Raw genomic sequence first — 20430 nt, forward strand, 5'->3', positions numbered from 1 at the left:
CCCTGCTTCACATGGCGCGCCGGGCGGGGCCGGTCGGTCGCGGGTGCTTCATACGGGCCGCGGGTATCTTTCTGAAGGGAGCTCGCCGCGGTGCGGGGCATCCCTCGGGAGAGGGAAGGGAAGCGGAGTCATGGCGGGGCAGAAGAAGCACAAGGACGACGTGTTGATGCGGCTCCGGCGCATCGAGGGCCAGGTCCGCGGCCTCCAGCGCCTGGTGGCCGAGGACACCTACTGCATCGACATCCTCACCCAGGTGTCGGCGGTGACGCGCGCGCTGCAGTCGTTCGCGCTGCAGATGCTCGACGAACACATGGCCACCTGCGTGAGCACCGCGGTCGCCGAGGGCGGCGAGGAGCGCGAGCGGAAGCTGAAGGAGGCGTCCGACGCGATCGCGCGCCTGGTGCGTTCCTGACGGCGGCCGGCCGTCGCCGGCCGGCGTCTTCTCGGCGCGTGTGAACCTTCGTCACGGAGCGCAAGTCGCCCCGGCCGCATGAATGTTCACTGAGGACTGCCCGCGCGCGAGGGCCGGACGCGGCGCCGGAGGGCATGGGGCTGCATCTGCACCAAGGCGCCCGATCGCTGCCCGTACGGCCTCTCCGTCCGGGGCTTGTCCTGATCTCTCCTCACCCCTAGGGTCGTCCTCGTACGATAGCAAGCGCTTTCCATGGCTGTCTGCGTCTTGCCGATCCCTCCGAGGAGCGCCGCATGCCCCTGCCCGCACCCCGCCGCCGCGTCGCCGTGATCGGCACCGGTGCCATCGTCACCGGCGGCCATCTGCCCGCACTCAGAGCCCACGCCGAGCGGGTCGAACTGGTCGCCGCCGTCGACCTGGACGAGGGCAGGCTGGACGCCTTCCGGCAGCTCGCGGGCGCGCGGGTCGCAGGTTTCACCTCGACGGAGGCCATGCTGGACGAGGCCCGGCCGGACCTGGTGCTGATCGGCACCCCGCCCGCGCTGCACCGGGAGCAGACCGTGGCCGCGCTCAAGGCGGGCGCCTGGGTGCTGTGCGAGAAGCCGCTCTGCCTGTCCCAGGCCGAACTGGACGACATCGCCGCCGCCGAGGAGGCGTCCGGCGCCTACGCCGCGGTCGTCTTCCAGCACCGGTACGGCTCGGGCGCCGTGCACGCCCGCGACCTCATCGCACGAGGCGAGCTGGGTGCCCCGCTGGTGGCGCACTGCCAGACCACCTGGCACCGGGACGCCGCGTACTACGCCGAGCCGTGGCGCGGCCGTTGGGCCACCGAGGGCGGCGGGCCCACCATGGGCCACGGCATCCACCAGTACGACCTGCTGCTGCACCTGCTCGGAGAGTGGGAGGAGGTCCGCGCCATGGCGGCCCGCCTGGTCCACGACATCGACAGCGAGGACGTCTCCACCGCCCTGGTCCGCTTCCGCGACGGCGCGCTCGCCACCGTCGTCAACAGCGTGCTCTCCCCCCAGGAGGTGAGCCGCATCCGCGTCGACTGCGCCGACGCGACCGTGGAGTTGACCCACCTGTACGGACACGGCAACGACGACTGGGTCTACACCCCGGCCCCGCACGTCGACCCCGAGCGCGTCGCCGCCTGGCGCGCCCCCGCGCCCGATGTGCCCAGCTCGCACACCGCGCAGCTCGGTGCCTTCCTCGACGCCTACGACCAGGGGGTACGGCCGCCCGGCAGCGGACGTGACGCCCGCGTCGCCGTGGAGTTCGCCGCCGCCCTGTACAAGGCGGCGTTCACCGGGCGGCCCGTGCGCGCCGGCGAGATCGGCCCCGGCGATCCCTACTACACGGCCATGCACGGCGGCCACCCCGACTGGGCCCCGAAGGAGCGCGCGTGAGCATTCGCGTCAGCCACGTCCACGGCGAGCACCTCGCGGTCCAGGCGCCGGACGGCACCGAGATCCTCCGCTACGTCTACCGTCCCGACCCGGACCCCTTCGAGTCCCCCAAGCCCTACGCCCACCCGGTCCGCACCCTGTCCGGGCGGACGGTCACCGGGTACCGCCCGAACGACCACCGCTGGCACAAGGGCGTACAGATGACGGCCAGTCACCTCTCCGGTCAGAACTTCTGGGGCGGCAACAGCTATGTGCCCGGCCGGGGTTACCTGGCGCTGCCCGACCGGGTCGGCTCCATGCGCCACGACCGCTTCACCTCCCTCACCGCGGAGCCCGAACGGCTCGCCGTCACCGAGGAGTTGACCTGGGTCGCGCACGGCGGGCAGGAGTGGGCGCGGGAGAAGCGCGGCATCGCGGTGCACTCGCTCGACGAGGAGGCCGGCGCCTGGGCCCTGGACTGGTCGATCCGGCTCACCAACATCCGCGCGGAACCCCTGGTGTTCGGCTCCCCGACCACCGCGGGCCGCGAACTGGCGGGGTACACCGGCCTCCAGTGGCGCGGCCCGCGGGACTTCACCGGCGGCCGGGTCCTCGCCCCCGGCCCCCAAGACGCCGGCGCGGCCGAACTGATGGGCAGTCGCAGTCCCTGGCTCGCCTTCACCGCCGAGCACGACGAAACCGACGGCCACTCCACGCTGGTCTTCGCGCACGCGCCGGAGAACCTGGACGAGGCGTCGGCGATCCACGAGTCCCACTGGTTCGTCCGCGCCGAACCCGTCCCCACGGTCGCCTTCTCCTGGGCGTTCTTCGAGGAGTTCACCCTGGAGCCGGGGGAGTCCTTCGGCTACCGCTACCGGCTGGTGATCGCCGACGGCGCCTGGGACCGGGACCGGATCGCCGCCCACCTGGCGGCCCTGCCGTGGTGACCGGGCCGGACCCCGGCTGCCCCGCCCGCTGCCCGGGGCGGTCGGCCTGTCCCACCTCAGCGCCTACGACTGGGAGGCCGCCGACGGTGTGCGCGGCGGCAGCCCGCACCTGCACCTGGTGTGCACCGAGGCGTACGTCGTCACCGGCGGCCGGGGAGCGGTGCAGACCCTCGGCCCCGACGGCTACCGGGACATCCCCCTCCGGCCGGGCACGGTCGCCTGGTTCACCCCGGGCACCGTGCACCGCATGGTGCAGGGCGGCGGGCTGCGCGCCACCGTGCTGATGCGGAACAGCGGCCTGCCCGAGGCCGGGGACGCGGTGTTCACCTTCCCGCCCGAGGTGCTCGCCGATCCCGAGCGGTACGCGGCGGCGGCCGCGCTGCCACCGGGCACCGGCCCCCGGACGGAAGCGGCGGCCCGGCGGCGCAGGGACCTCGCGGTCGAGGGCTGCCTCGGGCTGCGCGAGGCCCTTGCCACCGGGGACGCCGGGCCCTACCGGGACTTCCAGCGCGCCGCCGCCCGCCTGGTCCGCGCCGAGGTGCCCCGCTGGCGCGAGCTGTGGCTGCACCGTGACGAGTACGCGCTGCCGGGCACGACACCGCCGTACGACGGCCGCGGCTACGGGTGGGAGCCGACCGGCTCGTAGAGCGCGGATCTCGCCCGCGCGGGCCGGGATCAGGAGAGGTTCTTCTCCAGCGCGGTGAGGTAGCTGCGCATGAAGTGGTCGCGCAGACCGTCGCCGGCGGGTGCCAGCGGGTCGGCGGTCAGCCCCGCCGCGTGGTCGAACAGTCCGCCGATCACCGGCATCTCGTCGCGGACCTTGCCGTGGGAGTCGATGTAGCGCAGAGCGTCGACGTGGGAGTAGGGGGGTGCGGGCGGCATCTGGGGGACGACGTCGTTGTTGTTCACGAACCGGTACATCCGGCCCTTGTAGCCCTTGTTGTAGGCCCTGGCCAGCGCGGCGTCGCAGGTGCGGGGCTGGCCGTAGGTGTAGACGCCGTCGGCGGCCAGACGCGGGTCCTCCAGGTACATGCGGGCGCCGGCGAGCATGGCGAGCGCCCCGCCCAGACTGTGTCCGGTGAACCAGACGGTCTGGCCGTTGGTGCGCAGTTCGGCGTGGGTGTTCTTCACATCCGGCCAGATCGATTCCAGCGCCTCGCCGAAGCCGTCGTGGACGCGCCCGGTGCCCGCGGGTCCCTGCCGGGGCGGGGTCGTGGCGTCGGAGAGCCAGTCCTTGATCTGCCGCGGTTCGGTCCCGCGGAACGCGGTCACGATCATGTTGTCGCCGGCCATGGTGTAGGCCTGGGTGTCCTGGAGCGGGAACGGCGGGGTGAAGCGTGTCTCGTGGTGCCGGACGGTGTCGAATCCCCACTTCCTCGCCTGCGCCTCGATGGTGGCTTCGTCCTTGTAGGCGAGGTCCGAAGCCAGCGCCAGCCAGTAGGCGCGTTCGAGGCTGTAGTCCGTCGAACGCTGATCGATCTCCACGGGAACAGGCACAGCAGGATCCTCCTCGCTCCGGGCCGGGCACTGGGGCCGACGGGCCGTTCACGCTCCCGGCCCGCCCCTGCCATCTATGCCTCCGCCGCCTCCGGCCCCGGACCCGACACGCCCGTCTCCACCCGTACAGGCCAGCGCGGTCGGCGCCGCCCCTTGACGGGTGGTTGGTCCGTACCTATCGTCTCGTCAACTCGGCCGTTCAGGAAGCCGTATGACGTTCACATACGAGGACGGATCAGATGCAGGACAAGGACATACCCGCCCGACGCCGCCGCCGTAAGTCCCCGCGTTCCGCTCTCGCGCTCACCGCGGCCGCGACCCTGCTCGCCACCGGGCTGCTCTCCTGGCCCGGCACCCAGCGGGCGCAGGCCGCGCCCACCGCCTTCACGCACCCCGGCGTCACCGTCTCCCGGGCCCAACTCGACTTCGCCCGCGGCAAGGTGCTGGCCGGCGTCCAGCCCTGGAAGAGCGCCTACGACCAGATGATGGCGAGCAAGTACGCGAGCCTCAACCGCACCCCGAAGCCCCGTGCCGTCGTCGAGTGCGGTTCGTACTCCAACCCGAACTACGGCTGCACGGACGAGCGCGAGGACGCGATCGCGGCGTACACCGACGCGCTCGCCTGGTACATCACCCGCGACGAGCGCTATGCGAAGAAGGCCATCGAGCTGATGGACGCCTGGTCCGCCGTGCTCCGGGACCACACCAACAGCAACGCGCCCCTCCAGACGGGCTGGGCGGGCTCCTCCTGGCCGAAGGCCGCCGAGATCATCAAGTACACGTACACCGGTACGTGGGCCAACTCGGGCCGGTTCGCGACCATGTTGCGCGACGTCTACCTGCCCGAGGTCATCAACGGTTCGAACTCCAACGGCAATTGGGAGCTGTCCATGATGGAGGCGGCCGTGGGCATCTCCGTCTTCCTGGAGGACAAGGCGGCGTACGACGCCGCCATGGCCAGGTTCCGCACCCGCACCGCCGCCTATGTATACCTCGCCTCCGACGGCGACCTGCCGAAGACCGTCCCGAGCCAGAACCTGAACACCCGCGACAAGATCGTGTCGTACTGGCAGGGCCAGTCGACCTTCGTCACCGGACTCACCCAGGAGACCTGCCGCGACTTCACCCACACCGGATACGGCATCTCCGCCATCTCGCACGTGGCCGAGACCAGCCGGATCCAGGGCCAGGACCTGTACGGCACCGATGTCGGCGAGCGGCTGCGGCAGGCGCTGGGCTTCCAGTCGAAGTACGAACTCGGCGCCGCCGTCCCGAGCTGGCTGTGCGGCGGCAGCGTCAACCGCGGGCTCGGCCCGGTCACCGAGGTCGGCTACAACGCCCTGCACAACCGACTGGGCATCGCCATGACCAACACCGGGACGCTGACCGCGCAGAACCGCCCGGCGGGCAGCAACAATCTCTTCGTCGCCTGGGAGACCCTGACCCACGGGGACAATCCGAACTGACGTCACATGGCGGACTGCCGACGCAAGGAGCCCCGCAACCACGTATTTCACATCATCGGATGACTACTTTTCGCTGCCTCGATGACCCGTGTGGGCGTCTTCGCTCCGTTGTGGGCTCATCGCCCGAATCCTAGCGTCATCTGACGAAGTGTTCGGCTCGCCGACCGATCGGCGAGCCGCCCCGCAGAGACCGCCAGGGACGTGACATGGGAACCCCTCCACCGCCGAACAACACGGACATCGTCAGTACTTCTTGTATCGAGGTCACCGGAACGGGCCGGCGCAACGACCCGTACCAGCTCGAACCCGTCATCAACCCCGACGACTGCAACGCGCTCAGGTGCACCCCCGAGGGGCTGCTCGTTCCGCGCACGGTCCCGGCCGGGATCGAGCGGGGCGGCAACATCGGCGCCGCGCGCTCGGTGGACATCGACGTCACCGACACCGGAGGCGACAACTGTCCCGACACCTGGACCATCGGCGCCCGGCTCACCCCCGTCTACGGGCAGGCCGCCGGCCAGAACCGCTCGCTGCCCCTCAACGGCGAGTGGACGGCCACGGACTGCGTGGCGACGCTGCCCGAGCCGGGCGTGTACCAGGTGACGGCGATGGCCGTGGGGCAGATCTGCGCGATCGCCAGGTACAGCACCAACGTGTGGATCACGTTCGCCCTCCAGCGCGACAACGACGTGATCCTGGCAGGGGCCGGTGTGGTCCAGCACCAGTACGGTTTCCCGCCGCTCGGCAACGGCTACCAGGCGTGCCACGTGGGCCAGGGCTCGATCACACGGAACGTCGTCGTCGGCGACCGGGCCACCCTGCGCGTGGTGGCCTCCGCCTCCGGCCGCGTGGCCGAGAACAGCACGCTGCAACGCGCCGAGATCCGCGCACCCCGCATCTCGTGGCACAAGATCTCCGACTAGATCTCCGACCAGGGGGAGCCATGAGCGACAGCACCGTCCCCACCGACCTCCGCGCACGCTACTTCACCCGGCAGGGGGAGGGCGTCCAGGTGGTGCACAACCTCCGCGACACCACGGCCTACCGGGAGCTGGGCTACGAGGAAATGGACGAGGAGGCCTACCACGCCGGCCTGCCGGACTCCGTCGACGGCCCCTGCACGGACCACTTCGCGGACTGCCAGGGAGGCTGAGGAACGCCGTGCCGGGCCGCGTCGATGCTGCGCCCGCGGCCCGGCACGGTCAGGTCACGCGGTGATCCGCCGCCCTGTGGGGCACCGTCGGGTCTCACCGGCGGCCCCGTGCCGGAGTACCGGTGATCACAGAGCCGGACGGCCCGTGTCGCCCGGCTTGATGCGGCCGCGCCAGGCGCCGGACTCCGCGCCGCGTTCCTCGATGTACTCCTTGAACCGCTTCATGTCGCCCTTGACCCGGCGGTCGATGGTGCCGATCAGGTCCCCGACCTTCTCCATCGGCCCGCTGGTCTCGACGTCCATCACCAGCTCCACCCTGGTGTGGGTGTCGTCCACCCGCTCGAAGCGGACGCTGCCCCGCTGGCTGGTGTCGCCGCCGACCGTGCGCCACGTGATCCGCTCGTCCGGCAGCTGGTCGACGATCTCGGTGTCGAACTCCCGCCGTACCCCGCCGATCTTCGTGGTCCAGTGATTGTGCCGGTCGTCCAGCTGGGTGACCTCCTCGACGCCCTCCATGAAGTTCGGGAAGCTCTCGAACTGCGTCCACTGGTTGTAGGCGGTGTGCACCGGTACGCCGACTTCCACCGCTTCCTTGACCGTGCTCATCTCCAGGTCTCCCTTTCTCGCTGGTGGGGTGTCCCGGGCGGGCCGTGGTGTGCGGCGCGCCCGGGCCGGGAGTGCCGGGTACCCGGGGAGCCGACGGTCATGGCCACCGGATCCGATCAACGCCGCCGGCTCGCCGGCGCCCCCGGGTCCGCCCCCGGCCCCCGTAGCGCGTGCCGGGCAGGCGGGGGTATGGATCCGGCCACCGCCACCGTCTTCGGGCCACCGCGCTGACGTGGTGTTTTACAGTGTTTGCCACCAGTTCAGGGCAACAGGACCTGTGAGGTATTCGCGAACATGCCGACCGAGACGTTTGAGTTCCAGGTAGAGGCCCGTCAGCTGCTCCAGCTGATGATCCACTCGGTTTACTCGAACAAGGATGTCTTCCTGCGGGAACTCGTCTCCAACGCCTCCGACGCGCTGGACAAGCTGCGCCTGGAGAAGCTCTGGGACGACTCGCTCGACGCCGACGTGTCCGATCTGCACATCGAGATCGACATCGACAAGGACGCCCGTACCCTCACCGTGCGCGACAACGGCATCGGAATGTCGTACGACGAGGTCGGGCAGCTCATCGGCACGATCGCCAACTCGGGCACCGCGAAGTTCCTCCAGGAGCTGCGCGAGGCCAAGGACAAGGCCGGCGAGGACGGGCTGATCGGCCAGTTCGGCGTCGGGTTCTACTCCGGCTTCATGGTGGCGGACGAGGTCACCCTGCTGACCCGGCGGGCCGGCGAGAGCCAGGGCACCCGGTGGTCCTCGCGCGGCGAGGGCACGTACACCCTGGAGAAGGTCGACGACGCGCCGCAGGGCACATCCGTCACGCTGCACCTCAAGCCCGCCGACCCGGAGAACCAGCTCCACGACTACACCTCCCCGTGGAAGATCCGGGAGATCATCAAGCGGTACTCGGACTTCATCACGTGGCCGATCCGGATGGTGCCCGAGAAGTCCGGTGACGACGCCGAGACGCCCGAGCCCGAGACGCTCAACTCCATGAAGGCGCTGTGGGCGCGGCCCCGCGACGAGGTGTCCGACGACGAGTACCACGAGCTGTACAAGCACATCGGCCACGACTGGCGCGACCCGCTGGAGACGATCCGGCTCCAGGCGGAGGGCACCTTCGAGTACCAGGCCCTGCTCTTCCTCCCGGCGCACGCGCCCCACGACCTGTTCACCCGCGACTTCAAGCGGGGCGTGCAGCTGTACGTCAAGCGCGTGTTCATCATGGACGACTGCGAGGCGCTGCTGCCGCCGTACCTCCGCTTCGTCAAGGGCGTCGTGGACGCCGCCGACCTGTCGCTGAACGTGTCCCGCGAGATCCTCCAGCAGGACCGCCACATCGAGATGATGCGGCGCCGGCTGACCAAGAAGGTCCTGTCCACGGTCAAGGAGATGATGACCAAGGACCAGGAGCGCTACGGCACCTTCTGGCGGGAGTTCGGCACGGTCCTGAAGGAGGGACTGATCACCGACGCGGAGAACCGCGACGCCATCCTCGCCGTCGCCTCCTTCGCCAGCACCCACCACGACACCGAGCCGACCACGCTGAAGCAGTACGTGGAGCGGATGAAGGACGGCCAGGAGGACATCTACTACCTGACCGGCGAGTCCCGGCAGAGCATCGAGAACTCCCCGCACATGGAGGCCTTCCGGGAGCGGGGCATCGAGGTGCTGCTGCTCACCGACCCGGTCGACGAGGTCTGGGCCGACGCCGTCGGCGAGTACGAGGGCAAGAAGCTGCGCTCCGTCGCCAAGGGACAGATCGACCTCGACGCCAAGGACGAGGACGGCGCCGACGACGACCGGGAGAAGCAGACCGAGGAGTACGCCGGGCTGCTCGGCTGGATGAAGGAGCGGCTGGACGAGGACATCAAGGACGTACGGCTGTCCTCCCGCCTCACCGTCTCCCCGGCCTGTGTCGTCTCCGACGCGCACGACCTCACCCCGGCGCTGGAGAACATGTACCGCGCGATGGGCCAGGAAGTGCCCCGCGCCAAGCGGATCCTGGAGCTGAACCCCGACCACCAGCTGGTGAAGGGCCTCAACCAGGCGTACAAGGAGCGCGAGGACCGCACGGAGCTGGCCGAGACCGCCGAGCTGCTGTACAGCCTGGCGGTGCTCGCCGAGGGCGGCCAGCCCAAGGAGCCGGCCCGCTTCGTCAAGCTGATGGCGGACCGCCTGGAACGTTCGCTGTGAACCACCCCGCTCCGCGTCACGGCGACGGCGGAGCGGGGGCGCCCAGGTCGAGGGCCGTCGCGCGCAGGGCGGCGGCCACGAGGCCGGCCGGTTCGGACGGCGGATGGAGGAGGCGCGCCAGGAGCAGCCGCCGCTGTTCCTGCGGCCCGCCGCGGACGGGGAGCACGCGGACCCCCGGCGGCGCGTCGGCGGCGAGAGCCGCGGGCACCGTGGTCAGCCCGCAGCCCGCAGCCCGCAGCCCGCAGCCGGCGGCCACGACGTGCAGCTTGGCCGGCCAGTCGCGGGCGGTGTGGACGATCTCGGGCCGCTCGCGATCCACGACGGCACCGCCCGGGAGGCCGACTGGCCGGTCTGGCTGAACGTGCCTCGAAGGTGGCCCAGGTCGCCGCCGGACGCCGCGAGCGTGACCTCGCCACCGGCACACTCGTCGCGGCGGTGTGCCCCGGCATGGTCGACACCGCCACCTCGCGCCCCTGGTTCACCGACTACAGCCGGGCCCAGTCACCGGCCCAGGCCGCCGCGGCCGTGCTCGACCTGGTCTTCGCCGAGCGCGTCGCCCCGGCCCACCACGGCGAGCCGGTCCGCTTCGGCAAGGCCCTGTCCTGGTACGACGGCGCGCCCCCGGTGGAGCAGGAGCGGCTGCTCACCCCCTGACCGCGAGGGCGTCGCCCGGCGGCCGGGCGGGTTCAGAAGGCTCCGAGGTCGGCGGCCACCCAGTGCTCGGGACGCATGGTGACGATGAAGTGCTCGCCGAGGTGGGTCCGGTCGTACTCCACGAAGGCGGCGACCTTGTCCTCGGGGAGGTATCGCGCGGCCATCTCCCAGGACAGCTCGGGACTGTCCGGGGCCGTCGCGACGACCGGGCCCTCCACGGACACGTAGCGCACGGTCGGTTCGGTGCGCTGCACCATCAGGCTGAAGCGCCCCGCCGCGCGGATCGCCCGCCCCTTGCGGGAGTCGGGCCCGGTGCGCACCCACAGGTCGCCGCCCGGCGTGTACTGGTACCAGATGGGAACCGTCAGCGGGGCGCGGTCCGGATGTTCGGCGACCGACAGCGCACCGATGTGCGGCTCCGCCAGAAACAACTCGCGTTCACGCTTCGAGAGTGCCATCGGCCGACCTTAACGTGCCGGTGTGGCGCGGACCAAGAGCGTTACGGCCCGGGCGGGGGCGCGTCAGCCGGTGCCGCGCTCCAGGACCCGGCGGGCCGCCTCGGCCTCCGCCGCCGGCGGGGACAGTTCGTCCAGGGTGTCCAGCTCGTCGTCCGCTTCCAGCTCACGCTCCCAGGCCGCCGCGAGCCGCTCCTGCTCCTCGCGCGGCCGTGCGCCGACGGCCTTCCGGTGGTCGGGATCCAGTGCCGCCAGGAATCGTTCGACCGGGTCCGTCGGCATGCCGTGCTCCTTGTCGCCGCGAGGGGTGCCGCTCCCGGCCAGCATGGCCAACCGGGCACGCGCCCGCCGCCCGACACGGGCCCGGACCACCCTGATGGCCCTGCCGCCGCCTCCCGGCCCCGCACGGCGCGCGTCAGGTCTGCCGGGCGTGCACGGGTGCGTTGGCGACCTCGTCCGGACACTTCCGGTGCGGGTTCCGCCGCCGGTCGCGCCGCCAGTCGAACACCGCGAGGGCCAGGGAGGCCGCCATGCCGGCCAGCGCGGCGCCCAGCGCGGTGACGAGAGCACCGCGGTAGTCGCCGTCGCGGCCCAGCACCAGGTAGAACAGGCCGGGCAGCGCGGCGGTGCCCAGCGCCGCGCCCAGTCGCTGCCCGGTCTGCAGCGCGCCGCCCGCCGCGCCCGCCATGCGCACGGGCACGTCCCGCAGGGTCATGGTGATGTTGGGGGAGACCACGAAGCCGCCGCCGACGCCGCCGAGGAAGAGCACCGGCGCGGCGACCCAGGGCGCGAGATCCAGCGGCGCGAGCCGCAGCAGCAGCGCGGTGCCGCCCAGGCCGGCGATCACCCCCGCGAGGCCGCAGACGGTGAGCAGACGGCCGTACCGCTCCACCAGCCGGCCGGAGACCACGGCCGCGCTCGCCGAGCCGAGCGCGAAGGGGGTGACGGCGAGACCGGACCGGAGCGGGGAGAAGTCCAGCCCCCGCTGGTAGAAGAGGGCGAACACCAGCCACACCCCGCTGAAACCGACGAAGTACAGCGTGCCGATGCCGGCGCCGACGGCGTAGCCGCGCACGCTGGTGAACAGGCGCGGGTCCAGCAGCGGCTGTTCGTCCCGGGCGACGAGACGGCGCTGCCACCAAGTGAAGACGGTGAGGAGCGCGGCACCGGCGAGGAACAGCCACCACAGGTGCTCGATGCCACCGGACTCCGCCAGCACCAGCGGACACATCAGCGCGAGCACACCGAGCCCGAGGAGCAGCACGCCGGGCAGGTCCACCCGGCCCCGCCCGGAGCGCCGGGTGCGCGGCAGCAGACGGCGGCCGAGCAGGACGGCCAGGATGCCGATGGGAACGTTGACGTAGAAGATCCACCGCCAGCCCTGGTCCCCGGAGGCCAGGGCGAGGATGGCGCCGCCGGTGACCGGACCGGCGGCGGAGGATATGCCCACGGTGGCGCCGAAGAAGCCGAAGGCCCGGCCGCGCTCGGCGCCACGGAACATCTGCTGGATGAGCGCGGAGTTCTGCGGAGCCATGAAGCCGGCCGCCAGCCCCTGGGCGAGACGGGCCGCCACCAGCAGCGTGATGTCGGGGGCCGCGCCGCAGGCCGCGCTGAAGACCACGAAACCGCCGAGGGCCAGCAGGAAGATGCGGCGCCGGTCCAGCGCGTCACCGAGCCGGCCGGCGGTGACCAGGGCGAGGGCGAAGGTCAGGGCGTACCCCGACACCACCCACTGCACCTGCGCCGGGGAGGCGTGCAGGTCCTGCTGGACGGTGGGCAGGGCCACCGCCACGATCGTGACGTCGAGCAGGCTCATGAAGCCGGCCACCAGAGTGACCCACAGGGCGCGCCACCGCTGCGGATCCGGCTCGTACCCGTCCCCGCGGGTGTCCGGCTCCCGGCCGCCCGCGGCCGACGTCGACGCTGTCACGTGGACTCCTCTCCACCGAGGCCACCGGGCGGATCCACCGGGGCCACCGGTCGGACCAAGTTCCCCCGCCCCTACCGGGCACACATACCCGGCCGGGACCCCCGGCCCGCCACCGCATCCGGCCATGGACCGCCGACCAAGCACCGAACGGACATCTCGCCTAAACTGACCGCATGGACACAAAGAGTGACGCAATACTTTCTCGCCGTGACCGTTCGCCGCTCTCCCGCGGCACCACCCTGATCTGCGTGGCAGCCGCGGCCGGAGCGCTGCTCACCGGGTGCGGCACCGACACCGGCGGCGAGGCCGCGCGGAGCGGTGCCGCCGAGGCCGCCCAGGCCGCCGCGACCTCGCCCACGCCGTCGGCGGACGGCACCCTCACCGAGGACCAGCAGGAGCGCAAGGCGCTCGTCCCCAAGGCCAAGACCGGCTACGAGCAGGCGCTCAGCGCGGCGGTGGGGGCCGTGTCGCGGTCCAAGCCGGTCTCCGTGGAACTCAAGGGCCCGCCCGACAGCCCCCGGTGGGAGGCCGAGGTCGCCACGGACGACGGCACCGCCCACACCGTCTCCGTCGACGCGGCCGACGGGAAGGCAGGCAAGGCGCAGGCCAAGGACGAGGACGGCGACGACAAGCGCGAACTGGCGGACCTGCTGAAGAAGGCCACCGTCACCCCGCAGCAGGCCGCGCAGACGGCCACGGACAAGACCAAGGGCACCGTCACCGCCGTCGAACTCGACGACACCGACGGCGGCACCCCGAAGTGGTCCGTCGACGTCGTGACGACCGACGACTGGAACAAGACCACCTTCGACATCGACGCGACCAACCGCAAGATCCTCCGGGAGCATGTCGACCGCGACTGACGGACCGCCCGCGGACCCGGGAAACGAACCGCCGCGGCTCCGCACCGCCTCCGACGCGGTGCGGAGCCGTCTGTCGTGCCGCCCAGGGCAAGGGACCGGAGTCAGGTCTCCCGCAGCGGCGCGTACGCCGTCTCCGCCAGACCGAACGTCCAGGCGACCCCCTGCCGTGCCGTCCGGGTCGCCGGCGGCACCCGCAACCAGTAGGTGCGGTGCGAACCGTCCGGCTCCGCAGTGGAGTTGAGCACCTCGACCATCACCACCGGCTCGTCCCCTTCGAGGTCGATCCGCCACAGCGTGCCGGTCTCGTCCCGCTGCAGCGGACGGGCCGCCGAGTCCGCCAGATAGCGGTCGTAACCGTAGAACTCCAGCATCACCCGGCGCAGTTCGGCGTTCTCCTCCGACCGGATGCGCTCCGGGGTGAGCGTGCGCAGCTCCGCCACGAAGGACGCCTGGACCGGCATGCCCCGCCACGCGTACAACGCGAAGCCGTCGGGAAACGCCAGCGCCGGACCGTCACCGCGGTCGAGCCGGCCCGCCTCGTCCCGGTACAGCGCCGAAGGACGCTCGCAGACCACCGCCACCTTCGCGAACGGCCACCACCACCCCGCGCTGCGGCACACCTCGGCAAGCCCCTCCAGGGGACCCTCCCGCCCGGCGAACGCCGCGAGCCAGGGCGCGTCGTGCTGCCCGAGCACCGCGTCCAGCAGCGCCAGCCGTATCTCCGGGCCCTCGCCCAGTTCCTCCAGCACACCCGCCCGGATCCGGTCGACCAGCGCCTGGTTCCCGCTCCACAACCGCCCGCCGGTGGCCGCCCAGTGCGCCGCCCAGCCGGCCGCGCCCAACTCCTCGTGCAGCAAACGCCGTCGGGCCGCCCACGGCGCGCTGCGCACCGCCTCGCGGACACTCGGTCCCTTGTCCGGCAAGGACCGCACCAGCGCGACGCCCTCGCACGGCGAACCCGCCCACACCACACGCTCCGGCCCGGGCAGCCCCACCGCGCGATAGGCCGCGCGGACACCCGCCTCCGCCCTCGTGCGGTCGGCCGGCTCCGTCGACGCCGCCCACGCGCGCCACTGCCCGGCCGCATCCCGCCCCGTGTCGTCACGCACCACCGACGATCCCTCCCGCCGCGTCACCGTCCGCCCCGCCCCTCAGTCCGCCACGATCCGCACGGAACCGGGCACGTACTCCCGCTGCCGCACCACCCGGTACCACCCCGCGGGCAGCGCTATCGGCGCGTGCTCCTCGTGCACCACCCGGCCGCCCTTGGGCAGCCGCAGCAGCATCGGCCCCAACGGCCCCGGCTCCCGCACCAGTTCACCCGGACCCACCACCGCGTGCGCGTGCCCGGTGACCTCGCCCAGGGCCAGCACCAGCCGGCCCCGCCCGTCCCTGCGCTCCCGTGGCGCGCCCGCCACATGAGCCGGAACCGCCTCCTCGGCCACGGGCACGAGCAGCACGTCTCCCTGCCGGTACATGAACACTCCCCTCCCCGGCGGCGCACACCGCCCCCGTGCCACCGACAGTAGGACCCGCCACTGACAACGCCCCCGCGAACGCCCCCCGCCCTGCGCCGTTGTCAGTGCCGGTTGGTAGAACTGCCCACATCACCCCGCGTCCGACCCAGCTCCGGGAGCAGCAGCATGACCCTTGGCGACCACCCGCACGTCTTCCACGGCCTGCCCGTGTACACGTTCCCCGAGCCGGACTGGAACAAGGACCTGCCCGAACCGGACGGCGTCGCCTGGCGCGTCGGCACCACCGTCTACGACGCCGGGGAGGGATGGGAGGAGGTCTTCGCCCGCTTCCTGGACAAGGTCGACACCACCCGCGTCCGCGCCCTGATCGTCGGCGCCTGGCAGGAGGCGTACGACACCGACTCCTCGGCCGTCATCGAGGCACTGCTCGCCGCCCGCGACCGCCTCCCCGCGCTGCGCGCGCTCTTCCTGGGCGACATGGAGTCCGAGGAGTGCGAGATCTCCTGGATCAACCAGACGGACGTCACCCCGCTGCTCACCGGCTTCCCCGACCTGGAGGAATTCGGCGTGCGCGGCGGAACGGGCCTGGGGTTCACGGCCCTGCGTCACACCCGGCTGCGCACCCTCGCGATGGAGACCGGCGGGCTGCCCGCCGAGGTCGTGCGCGCAGTCGGCGCGAGCGACCTGCCCGCCCTGGAACACCTCGACCTGTGGCTCGGCACGCCCGACTACGGCGGCGACAGCGAGCCCGCCGACCTGGAACCCATCCTGTCCGGGGCGCGCCTGCCCAGCCTGCGTCACCTCGCGCTGCGCGACAGCGAGATACAGGACGCCGTCGCCGCGGCCGTCGCCTCCGCCCCGGTGGTGGCCCGCCTGGAGACGCTGGACCTCTCCCTGGGCATCCTCACCGACGAGGGCGCCTCCGCCCTCCTCGCGGGCCAGCCCCTCACCCACCTGAAGAAGCTCGACCTGCACCACCACTACATCACCGAGCCCCTGCTGGACCGGCTCCGGCAGACCCTGGAGCCCGCCGGCGTCGAGCTGGACCTCGACCGGGACGACGCCGACGAGGACGTGGAGAGCGACGGCACGGTGTGGCGCTACGTGTCCGTGGGCGAGTAAGTGGCCGCGCACCACGAGGACCTCCGCGCGCGCGAGGCGGGCGACGTGCGCTTCGCGGTGGTCGGCAACCCCGAGAACCGCCGCGTCACGCTCTTCGCCCGAGCCGTGCGCGCGGCCGGCCTGCCCGCCCCGCGCGTCGTCGCCTGGGCCGACGTCCTGCGCGCCGGCGGCGCCGACTTCGACGCCGGCGAACTGGTCCGGCTCGACTCCCCGGGCGAGAACGCCGAGGCCGACCGGCTGCTGCGCGGCGCCGAGGACCCCACCCGCGTGGAGGGCTCGGCCCGCTGGTACGCCACGCTGACCTCCGTGCTGCGCGGCCTGCGCGGCGGCACCCGCCTGAACCACCCGGACGACCTCGCCGTGCTGTTCGACAAGCGCCGCTGCCACGCCGTCCTGGCCGCCGCGGACGTGCCCGTGCCGTACTCGCCCACCTCCGGCGCTCACGCACCGCCCGTCCGCGGCTGGGGCGATGTGCGCGCCCTGATGCGCGAGCACCGGATGCCACGGCTGTTCGTGAAGCTCGCGCACGGCTCGTCCGCGTCCGGCGTGCTCGCGGTCGAGGCCGCGGGCGGCGGCCGGATCCGCGCCACCACCTCGGTCGAACTCGCCCCGGACGGAAGGCTGTTCAACTCGCTGCGGATCCACCGCTACACCGACGAGCGGCGGATCGCCGCCATCGTCGACACCCTGGCCCCCGACGGCCTGCACCTGGAACGCTGGCTGCCCAAGGCCTCCCAGCGGGGCCGCGCCGCCGACCTGCGGGTCGTCGTGGTCGCCGGCAAGGCCACCCACGCCGTCGTACGCACCGGCGCCTCCCCGCTGACCAACCTCCACCTGGGCGGCCGGCGCGGCGACCTCGACGCCGCCCGCGCCGCCGTCGAGGCGTCGGGCGCCCGCTGGGCCGACATCCTCGGAGTGTGCGAACAGGCCGCCGCCTGCTTCCCGCGCACCCTGTGCGTCGGCGTCGACCTGCTGCCGGCCACCGGCTGGCGCCGGGCCGCCGTCGGCGAGGTCAACGCCTTCGGCGACCTGCTGCCCGGGCTCACCGGCCTGCCCGGCAGCGGCGCCGAGGGCCTCGACACCTACGCGACACAGGTCGCCGCCGCCCTCACCCGGCACACATCGCCACCCCACCCGCACGAGAACGGAACGGGAACACCCCATGCCCTCGCCTGACCCGACGCCTTCGCACCAGCCCCCGGGCCGCGCCGGGCAACTCGACATGAACCGGATCATCGGCAGCCACGACCTGCTGCTGGTCACCCTCGACACCCTGCGCCACGACGTGGCGGCCGAACTGGCGGCGGCCGGCCGCATCCCCCACCTGGCCCGCCACCTGCCCGGCGGCCGGTGGGAGGAACGGCACGCCCCGGGGAGCTTCACCTACGCCTCCCACCAGGCCATCTTCGCCGGCTTCCTGCCGACACCGGCGGCCCCCGGCCCGCACCCCCGGCTGTTCGCCGCGCGCTTCGCGGGCAGCGAGACCACCGCCGACGGCACCTATGTCTACGACACCCCCGACCTGGTCTCCGCCCTCGCGAAGGACGGCTACCACACGGTGTGCATCGGGGGAGTGGGCTTCTTCAACAAGCAGGGCCCGCTCGGCTCGGTGCTGCCCGGACTGTTCCAGGAGTCCCACTGGGAACCGGAGTTCGGCGTCGCCTCACCCACCTCCTTCGAGGCCCAGGTGACCCGCGCCGAACAGGTCGTGAGCCGGCTCCCCGCCGACCGGCGGCTGTTCCTCTTCGTCAATGTGTCGGCCCTGCACCAGCCCAACTGGTTCCACCTGCCCGGCGCCACCCGCGAGGCCGGCGACACCCGCGCCACACACGCCGCCGCCCTCGAATACGTCGACCGGCACATCGGCCGCCTGTTCGCCGCCGCGAGCAGCAGGCGCCCCTGCTTCACCATCGTCTGCTCCGACCACGGCACCGCCTACGGCGACGACGGCTACACCGGGCACCGCCTCGGCCACCCGTCCGTGTGGACCGTGCCCTACGCCCACTTCGTCCTGAACCCCGACCGCCCCCAGGACCCCACGCCCGCCGAGGCCGCCCGATGACGCTCGCCCCCCAGCCCACCGACGCAAGCCCGTACCAGAGCTACGTCTACGCCTACCCCCACAAGACCGCCTACGGTCCCCTGCCCGACCGCCCCGCGCTCACCACCCTGTGGGCGGCGGAACCCAAGGACGCGCTCTCCCTCTATCTGCACGTGCCGTTCTGCGAGGTCCGCTGCGGCTTCTGCAACCTTTTCACCCGGATCGGCGCCCCCGACGGCCTCACCACCGCCTACCTCGACGCCCTGGAACGCCAGGCGACGACGGTCCGCGCCGCCCTCGGCGACAGTGCCGGCGTCCGCTTCGCGACGGCCGCGTTCGGCGGCGGCACGCCCACCTTCCTCACCGCCGCCGAACTGACGCGCCTGTGCGACATAGCCGAGCACCGGATGGGCGCCGACCTGCGGGCCGTACCGCTCTCCGTCGAGGCGTCACCCGCCACCGCCACCGCCGACCGCCTCACCGTCCTCGCCGACCGGGGCGCCACCCGGCTCAGCCTCGGTGTGCAGAGCTTCGTCGACACCGAGGCCCGCGCCGCCGTACGCCCCCAGCGCCGCGCGGACGTGGAGGCGGCCCTCGCCCGGATCCGGGACGCGGCCATCCCGGTGCTGAACATCGACCTCATCTACGGCATCGACGGCCAGACCGACGCCACCTGGCTGCACTCCCTGGACGCCGCCCTCGCCTGGCACCCCGAGGAGCTGTACCTCTACCCCCTCTACGTCCGGCCCCTCACCGGCCTCGACCGCCGCCGCCCCGGCCCCGACCCGGCCTGGGACGAGCAACGACTGCGCCTGTACCGGCTGGGCCGCGACCACCTCCTCGCACACGGCTACGTCCAGCACTCCATGCGCATGTTCCGCCGCGCCGACGCCCCGCCCGAGGGCCCGGACGACCACGCCTGCCAGACCGACGGCATGATCGGCCTCGGCTGCGGCGCCCGCTCGTACACGGCCGCACTGCACTACTCCTTCGACTACGCCGTCGGCATGCACGAGATCCGCGCCATCATCGACGACTACGTGGCCCGGCCCGCCGCCGGCTTCGCGCACGCCGAGTACGGCCGCCGCATGACACCGGACGAGGCCCGCCGCCGCCATCTGCTGCAGTCCCTGCTCCAGGCGGAGGGCCTGGCGGTCGCCGACTACCGGGCGCGCTTCGGCACCGACCCCGCCGAGGACTTCGGCGCCGAGCTGAACCGCTTCGCCGCACGCGGCTGGCTGGAGCCGGACAGCACCCGCCGGCTGCGCCTGACCGCGGAAGGGCTGGCACACTCCGACGCGATCGGCCCCCAGCTGTTCTCCCCGGCCGTACGGGCGGCGATGGCCGCCTACGAAAGCAAGTAGGCGGCCTCGTGGACCTCACGATCCTCTACCGCGGCCCGCTCGCCTCCTGCGACTACGACTGCCCCTACTGCCCGTTCGCCAAGCGGCGCGACACCCCCGAGCAGCTGCGCGCCGACCGCGCCGCCCTGGACCGCTTCACCACCTGGGCCGCCGCACAGACCGGTGACCGCCTGTCGGTGCTGTTCACCCCGTGGGGCGAGGGCCTGGTCCGGTCCTGGTACCGGCGGGCCCTGGTGGACCTCTCCCGGCTGCCGCACGTCCGCCGCGTCGCCATCCAGACCAACCTCAGCTGCCGCACGGACTGGCTGGCCGACGCCGACCCCGCCACCGTGGCCCTGTGGTGCACCTACCACCCCGGGCAGACCCCGTACGGCCGCTTCCTGGCCAAGTGCCGCGATCTCGCCGGGCGCGGCATCCGGTACAGCGTCGGCATCGTGGGCCTGCCCGAGCACCTGGACCACGCCCGCCGGCTGCGCGCCGACCTGCCGGACCACGTCTACCTCTGGGTGAACGCCGCCGAGGGGCACACCTACACCGACGCGGACGCCGCCGCCTGGACGGACCTGGACCCGCTGTTCCCCTACAGCCGCCACCCGCACGCCAGCGCCGGGCTGCCCTGCCGCACCGGCGAGTCGGTCGTCTCGGTCGACGGCGAGGGCACCGTCCGCCGCTGCCACTTCGTCCGCACCGAACTGGGCAACCTCTACGACGGCTCCTACCGGGCGGCGCTCGCCCCGCGCCCCTGCCCGCTGGCCGTGTGCGACTGCCACATCGGCTACGTCCACCTCGAGACACTTCCGCTGTACGACGTCTTCGCGGGCGGCGTGCTGGAGCGGATACCCGCCGGCCGCTGAGAGG

General features: G+C 72.6%; 21 protein-coding genes and 2 pseudogenes. 15 read left to right on the forward strand and 8 right to left on the reverse strand.

Features of this window, described 5'->3' with window-relative positions:
* The first annotated feature begins 130 nt into the window (after positions 1–130).
* The 4 genes from HB370_RS36970 (at position 131) to HB370_RS36985 (ending at position 3393) form a co-directional block, all read left to right on the forward strand.
* Positions 131–412, forward strand: a complete 282-nt coding sequence (locus tag HB370_RS36970; protein WP_030787045.1) for a metal-sensitive transcriptional regulator — start codon at positions 131–133, stop codon at positions 410–412.
* A 293-nt stretch (positions 413–705) separates the two neighbouring features.
* Positions 706–1821: a Gfo/Idh/MocA family oxidoreductase gene (locus HB370_RS36975; protein ID WP_030787042.1), complete on the forward strand. Its 1116-nt coding sequence runs from the start codon at positions 706–708 to the stop codon at positions 1819–1821.
* On the forward strand, positions 1818–2747 hold the full coding sequence (locus HB370_RS36980; protein ID WP_030787039.1) for a PmoA family protein: 930 nt from the start codon (positions 1818–1820) through the stop codon (positions 2745–2747). Before HB370_RS36975 ends, HB370_RS36980 begins: the two co-directional genes overlap by 4 nt.
* A gap of 16 nt (positions 2748–2763) precedes the next feature.
* Positions 2764–3393 carry a cupin gene (locus tag HB370_RS36985; protein WP_078637635.1) on the forward strand — a complete coding sequence of 210 codons (630 nt, stop codon included), beginning with the start codon at positions 2764–2766 and terminating at the stop codon, positions 3391–3393.
* 29 nt (positions 3394–3422) lie between these two features.
* Here HB370_RS36985 and HB370_RS36990 read toward each other — a convergent pair whose 3' ends face one another.
* Positions 3423–4244, reverse strand: a complete 822-nt coding sequence (locus HB370_RS36990; RefSeq protein WP_030787031.1) for a lipase family protein — start codon at positions 4242–4244, stop codon at positions 3423–3425.
* A 239-nt stretch (positions 4245–4483) separates the two neighbouring features.
* Between HB370_RS36990 and HB370_RS36995 the strand changes: the two genes are divergently transcribed.
* The 3 genes from HB370_RS36995 (at position 4484) to HB370_RS37005 (ending at position 6863) form a co-directional block, all read left to right on the forward strand.
* A complete protein-coding gene (locus tag HB370_RS36995) occupies positions 4484–5710 on the forward strand; it encodes an alginate lyase family protein (RefSeq protein WP_030787029.1) in 1227 nt (408 codons plus the stop codon).
* A gap of 206 nt (positions 5711–5916) precedes the next feature.
* The gene (locus HB370_RS37000) at positions 5917–6633 is read left to right on the forward strand and encodes a hypothetical protein (RefSeq protein ID WP_030787027.1); all 717 of its coding nucleotides are present in this window, start codon (positions 5917–5919) and stop codon (positions 6631–6633) included.
* A gap of 20 nt (positions 6634–6653) precedes the next feature.
* Positions 6654–6863: a hypothetical protein gene (locus HB370_RS37005; RefSeq protein WP_030787024.1), complete on the forward strand. Its 210-nt coding sequence runs from the start codon at positions 6654–6656 to the stop codon at positions 6861–6863.
* Between the two features lie 126 nt (positions 6864–6989).
* On the opposite strand, the gene HB370_RS37010 is transcribed toward HB370_RS37005, so the two are convergent.
* On the reverse strand, positions 6990–7469 hold the full coding sequence (locus HB370_RS37010) for an SRPBCC family protein (RefSeq protein ID WP_030787021.1): 480 nt from the start codon (positions 7467–7469) through the stop codon (positions 6990–6992).
* A gap of 294 nt (positions 7470–7763) precedes the next feature.
* Here HB370_RS37010 and htpG point away from each other — a divergent pair, with 294 nt between their 5' ends.
* On the forward strand, positions 7764–9665 hold the full coding sequence (gene htpG / locus HB370_RS37015) for a molecular chaperone HtpG (protein WP_030787018.1): 1902 nt from the start codon (positions 7764–7766) through the stop codon (positions 9663–9665).
* Between the two features lie 16 nt (positions 9666–9681).
* On the opposite strand, the pseudogene HB370_RS37020 reads toward htpG, so the two are convergent.
* Positions 9682–10017, reverse strand: a pseudogene (locus HB370_RS37020) (hypothetical protein); the annotation flags it as partial.
* On the opposite strand from HB370_RS37020, the pseudogene HB370_RS37025 reads away from it, so the two are divergent.
* A pseudogene (locus HB370_RS37025) lies at positions 9976–10319 on the forward strand (carbonyl reductase); the annotation flags it as partial. The pseudogenes HB370_RS37020 and HB370_RS37025 overlap by 42 nt on opposite strands.
* Before the next feature lie 32 nt (positions 10320–10351).
* On the opposite strand, the gene HB370_RS37030 reads toward HB370_RS37025, so the two are convergent.
* From HB370_RS37030 to HB370_RS37040, 3 genes are all read right to left on the reverse strand, one after another.
* Positions 10352–10777, reverse strand: coding sequence for a pyridoxamine 5'-phosphate oxidase family protein (locus HB370_RS37030; protein ID WP_030787011.1), 426 nt, complete (start codon positions 10775–10777; stop codon positions 10352–10354).
* 63 nt (positions 10778–10840) lie between these two features.
* Positions 10841–11056, reverse strand: a complete 216-nt coding sequence (locus tag HB370_RS37035; protein ID WP_030787008.1) for a hypothetical protein — start codon at positions 11054–11056, stop codon at positions 10841–10843.
* Positions 11057–11189: 133 nt separating this feature from the next.
* Complete coding sequence (locus tag HB370_RS37040; RefSeq protein ID WP_030787005.1) at positions 11190–12704, reverse strand: MFS transporter; 1515 nt, start codon at positions 12702–12704, stop codon at positions 11190–11192.
* Positions 12705–12877: 173 nt separating this feature from the next.
* Here HB370_RS37040 and HB370_RS37045 point away from each other — a divergent pair, with 173 nt between their 5' ends.
* Positions 12878–13567: a PepSY domain-containing protein gene (locus tag HB370_RS37045; protein ID WP_078637634.1), complete on the forward strand. Its 690-nt coding sequence runs from the start codon at positions 12878–12880 to the stop codon at positions 13565–13567.
* A gap of 101 nt (positions 13568–13668) precedes the next feature.
* On the opposite strand, the gene HB370_RS37050 is transcribed toward HB370_RS37045, so the two are convergent.
* Together HB370_RS37050 and HB370_RS37055 are read right to left on the reverse strand one after the other, a co-directional pair.
* Positions 13669–14676, reverse strand: coding sequence for a DUF6745 domain-containing protein (locus HB370_RS37050; RefSeq protein ID WP_244405774.1), 1008 nt, complete (start codon positions 14674–14676; stop codon positions 13669–13671).
* 42 nt (positions 14677–14718) lie between these two features.
* Positions 14719–15045 (reverse strand): hypothetical protein, encoded by a 327-nt coding sequence (locus tag HB370_RS37055; RefSeq protein ID WP_030786994.1) that lies wholly within the window; start codon positions 15043–15045, stop codon positions 14719–14721.
* 165 nt (positions 15046–15210) lie between these two features.
* On the opposite strand from HB370_RS37055, the gene HB370_RS37060 reads away from it, so the two are divergent.
* The 5 genes from HB370_RS37060 to HB370_RS37080 are packed head-to-tail and all read left to right on the forward strand — an operon-like array spanning position 15211 to position 20426.
* Positions 15211–16167: an STM4015 family protein gene (locus HB370_RS37060; protein ID WP_030786991.1), complete on the forward strand. Its 957-nt coding sequence runs from the start codon at positions 15211–15213 to the stop codon at positions 16165–16167.
* Positions 16168–17343: an STM4014 family protein gene (locus HB370_RS37065; protein WP_051815953.1), complete on the forward strand. Its 1176-nt coding sequence runs from the start codon at positions 16168–16170 to the stop codon at positions 17341–17343.
* A 46-nt stretch (positions 17344–17389) separates the two neighbouring features.
* The gene (locus HB370_RS37070; RefSeq protein WP_030786987.1) at positions 17390–18229 is read left to right on the forward strand and encodes an STM4013/SEN3800 family hydrolase; all 840 of its coding nucleotides are present in this window, start codon (positions 17390–17392) and stop codon (positions 18227–18229) included.
* The gene (locus HB370_RS37075; protein WP_030786986.1) at positions 18226–19572 is read left to right on the forward strand and encodes an STM4012 family radical SAM protein; all 1347 of its coding nucleotides are present in this window, start codon (positions 18226–18228) and stop codon (positions 19570–19572) included. Before HB370_RS37070 ends, HB370_RS37075 begins: the two co-directional genes overlap by 4 nt.
* Before the next feature lie 8 nt (positions 19573–19580).
* Entirely contained in the window at positions 19581–20426 is an 846-nt protein-coding gene (locus HB370_RS37080) for an STM4011 family radical SAM protein (protein ID WP_030786985.1), read from the forward strand.
* Positions 20427–20430: the final 4 nt, after the last annotated feature.

The sequence above is a fragment of the Streptomyces sp. DSM 40868 genome, from assembly GCF_011820545.1.
GTDB lineage: Bacteria > Actinomycetota > Actinomycetes > Streptomycetales > Streptomycetaceae > Streptomyces > Streptomyces eurythermus.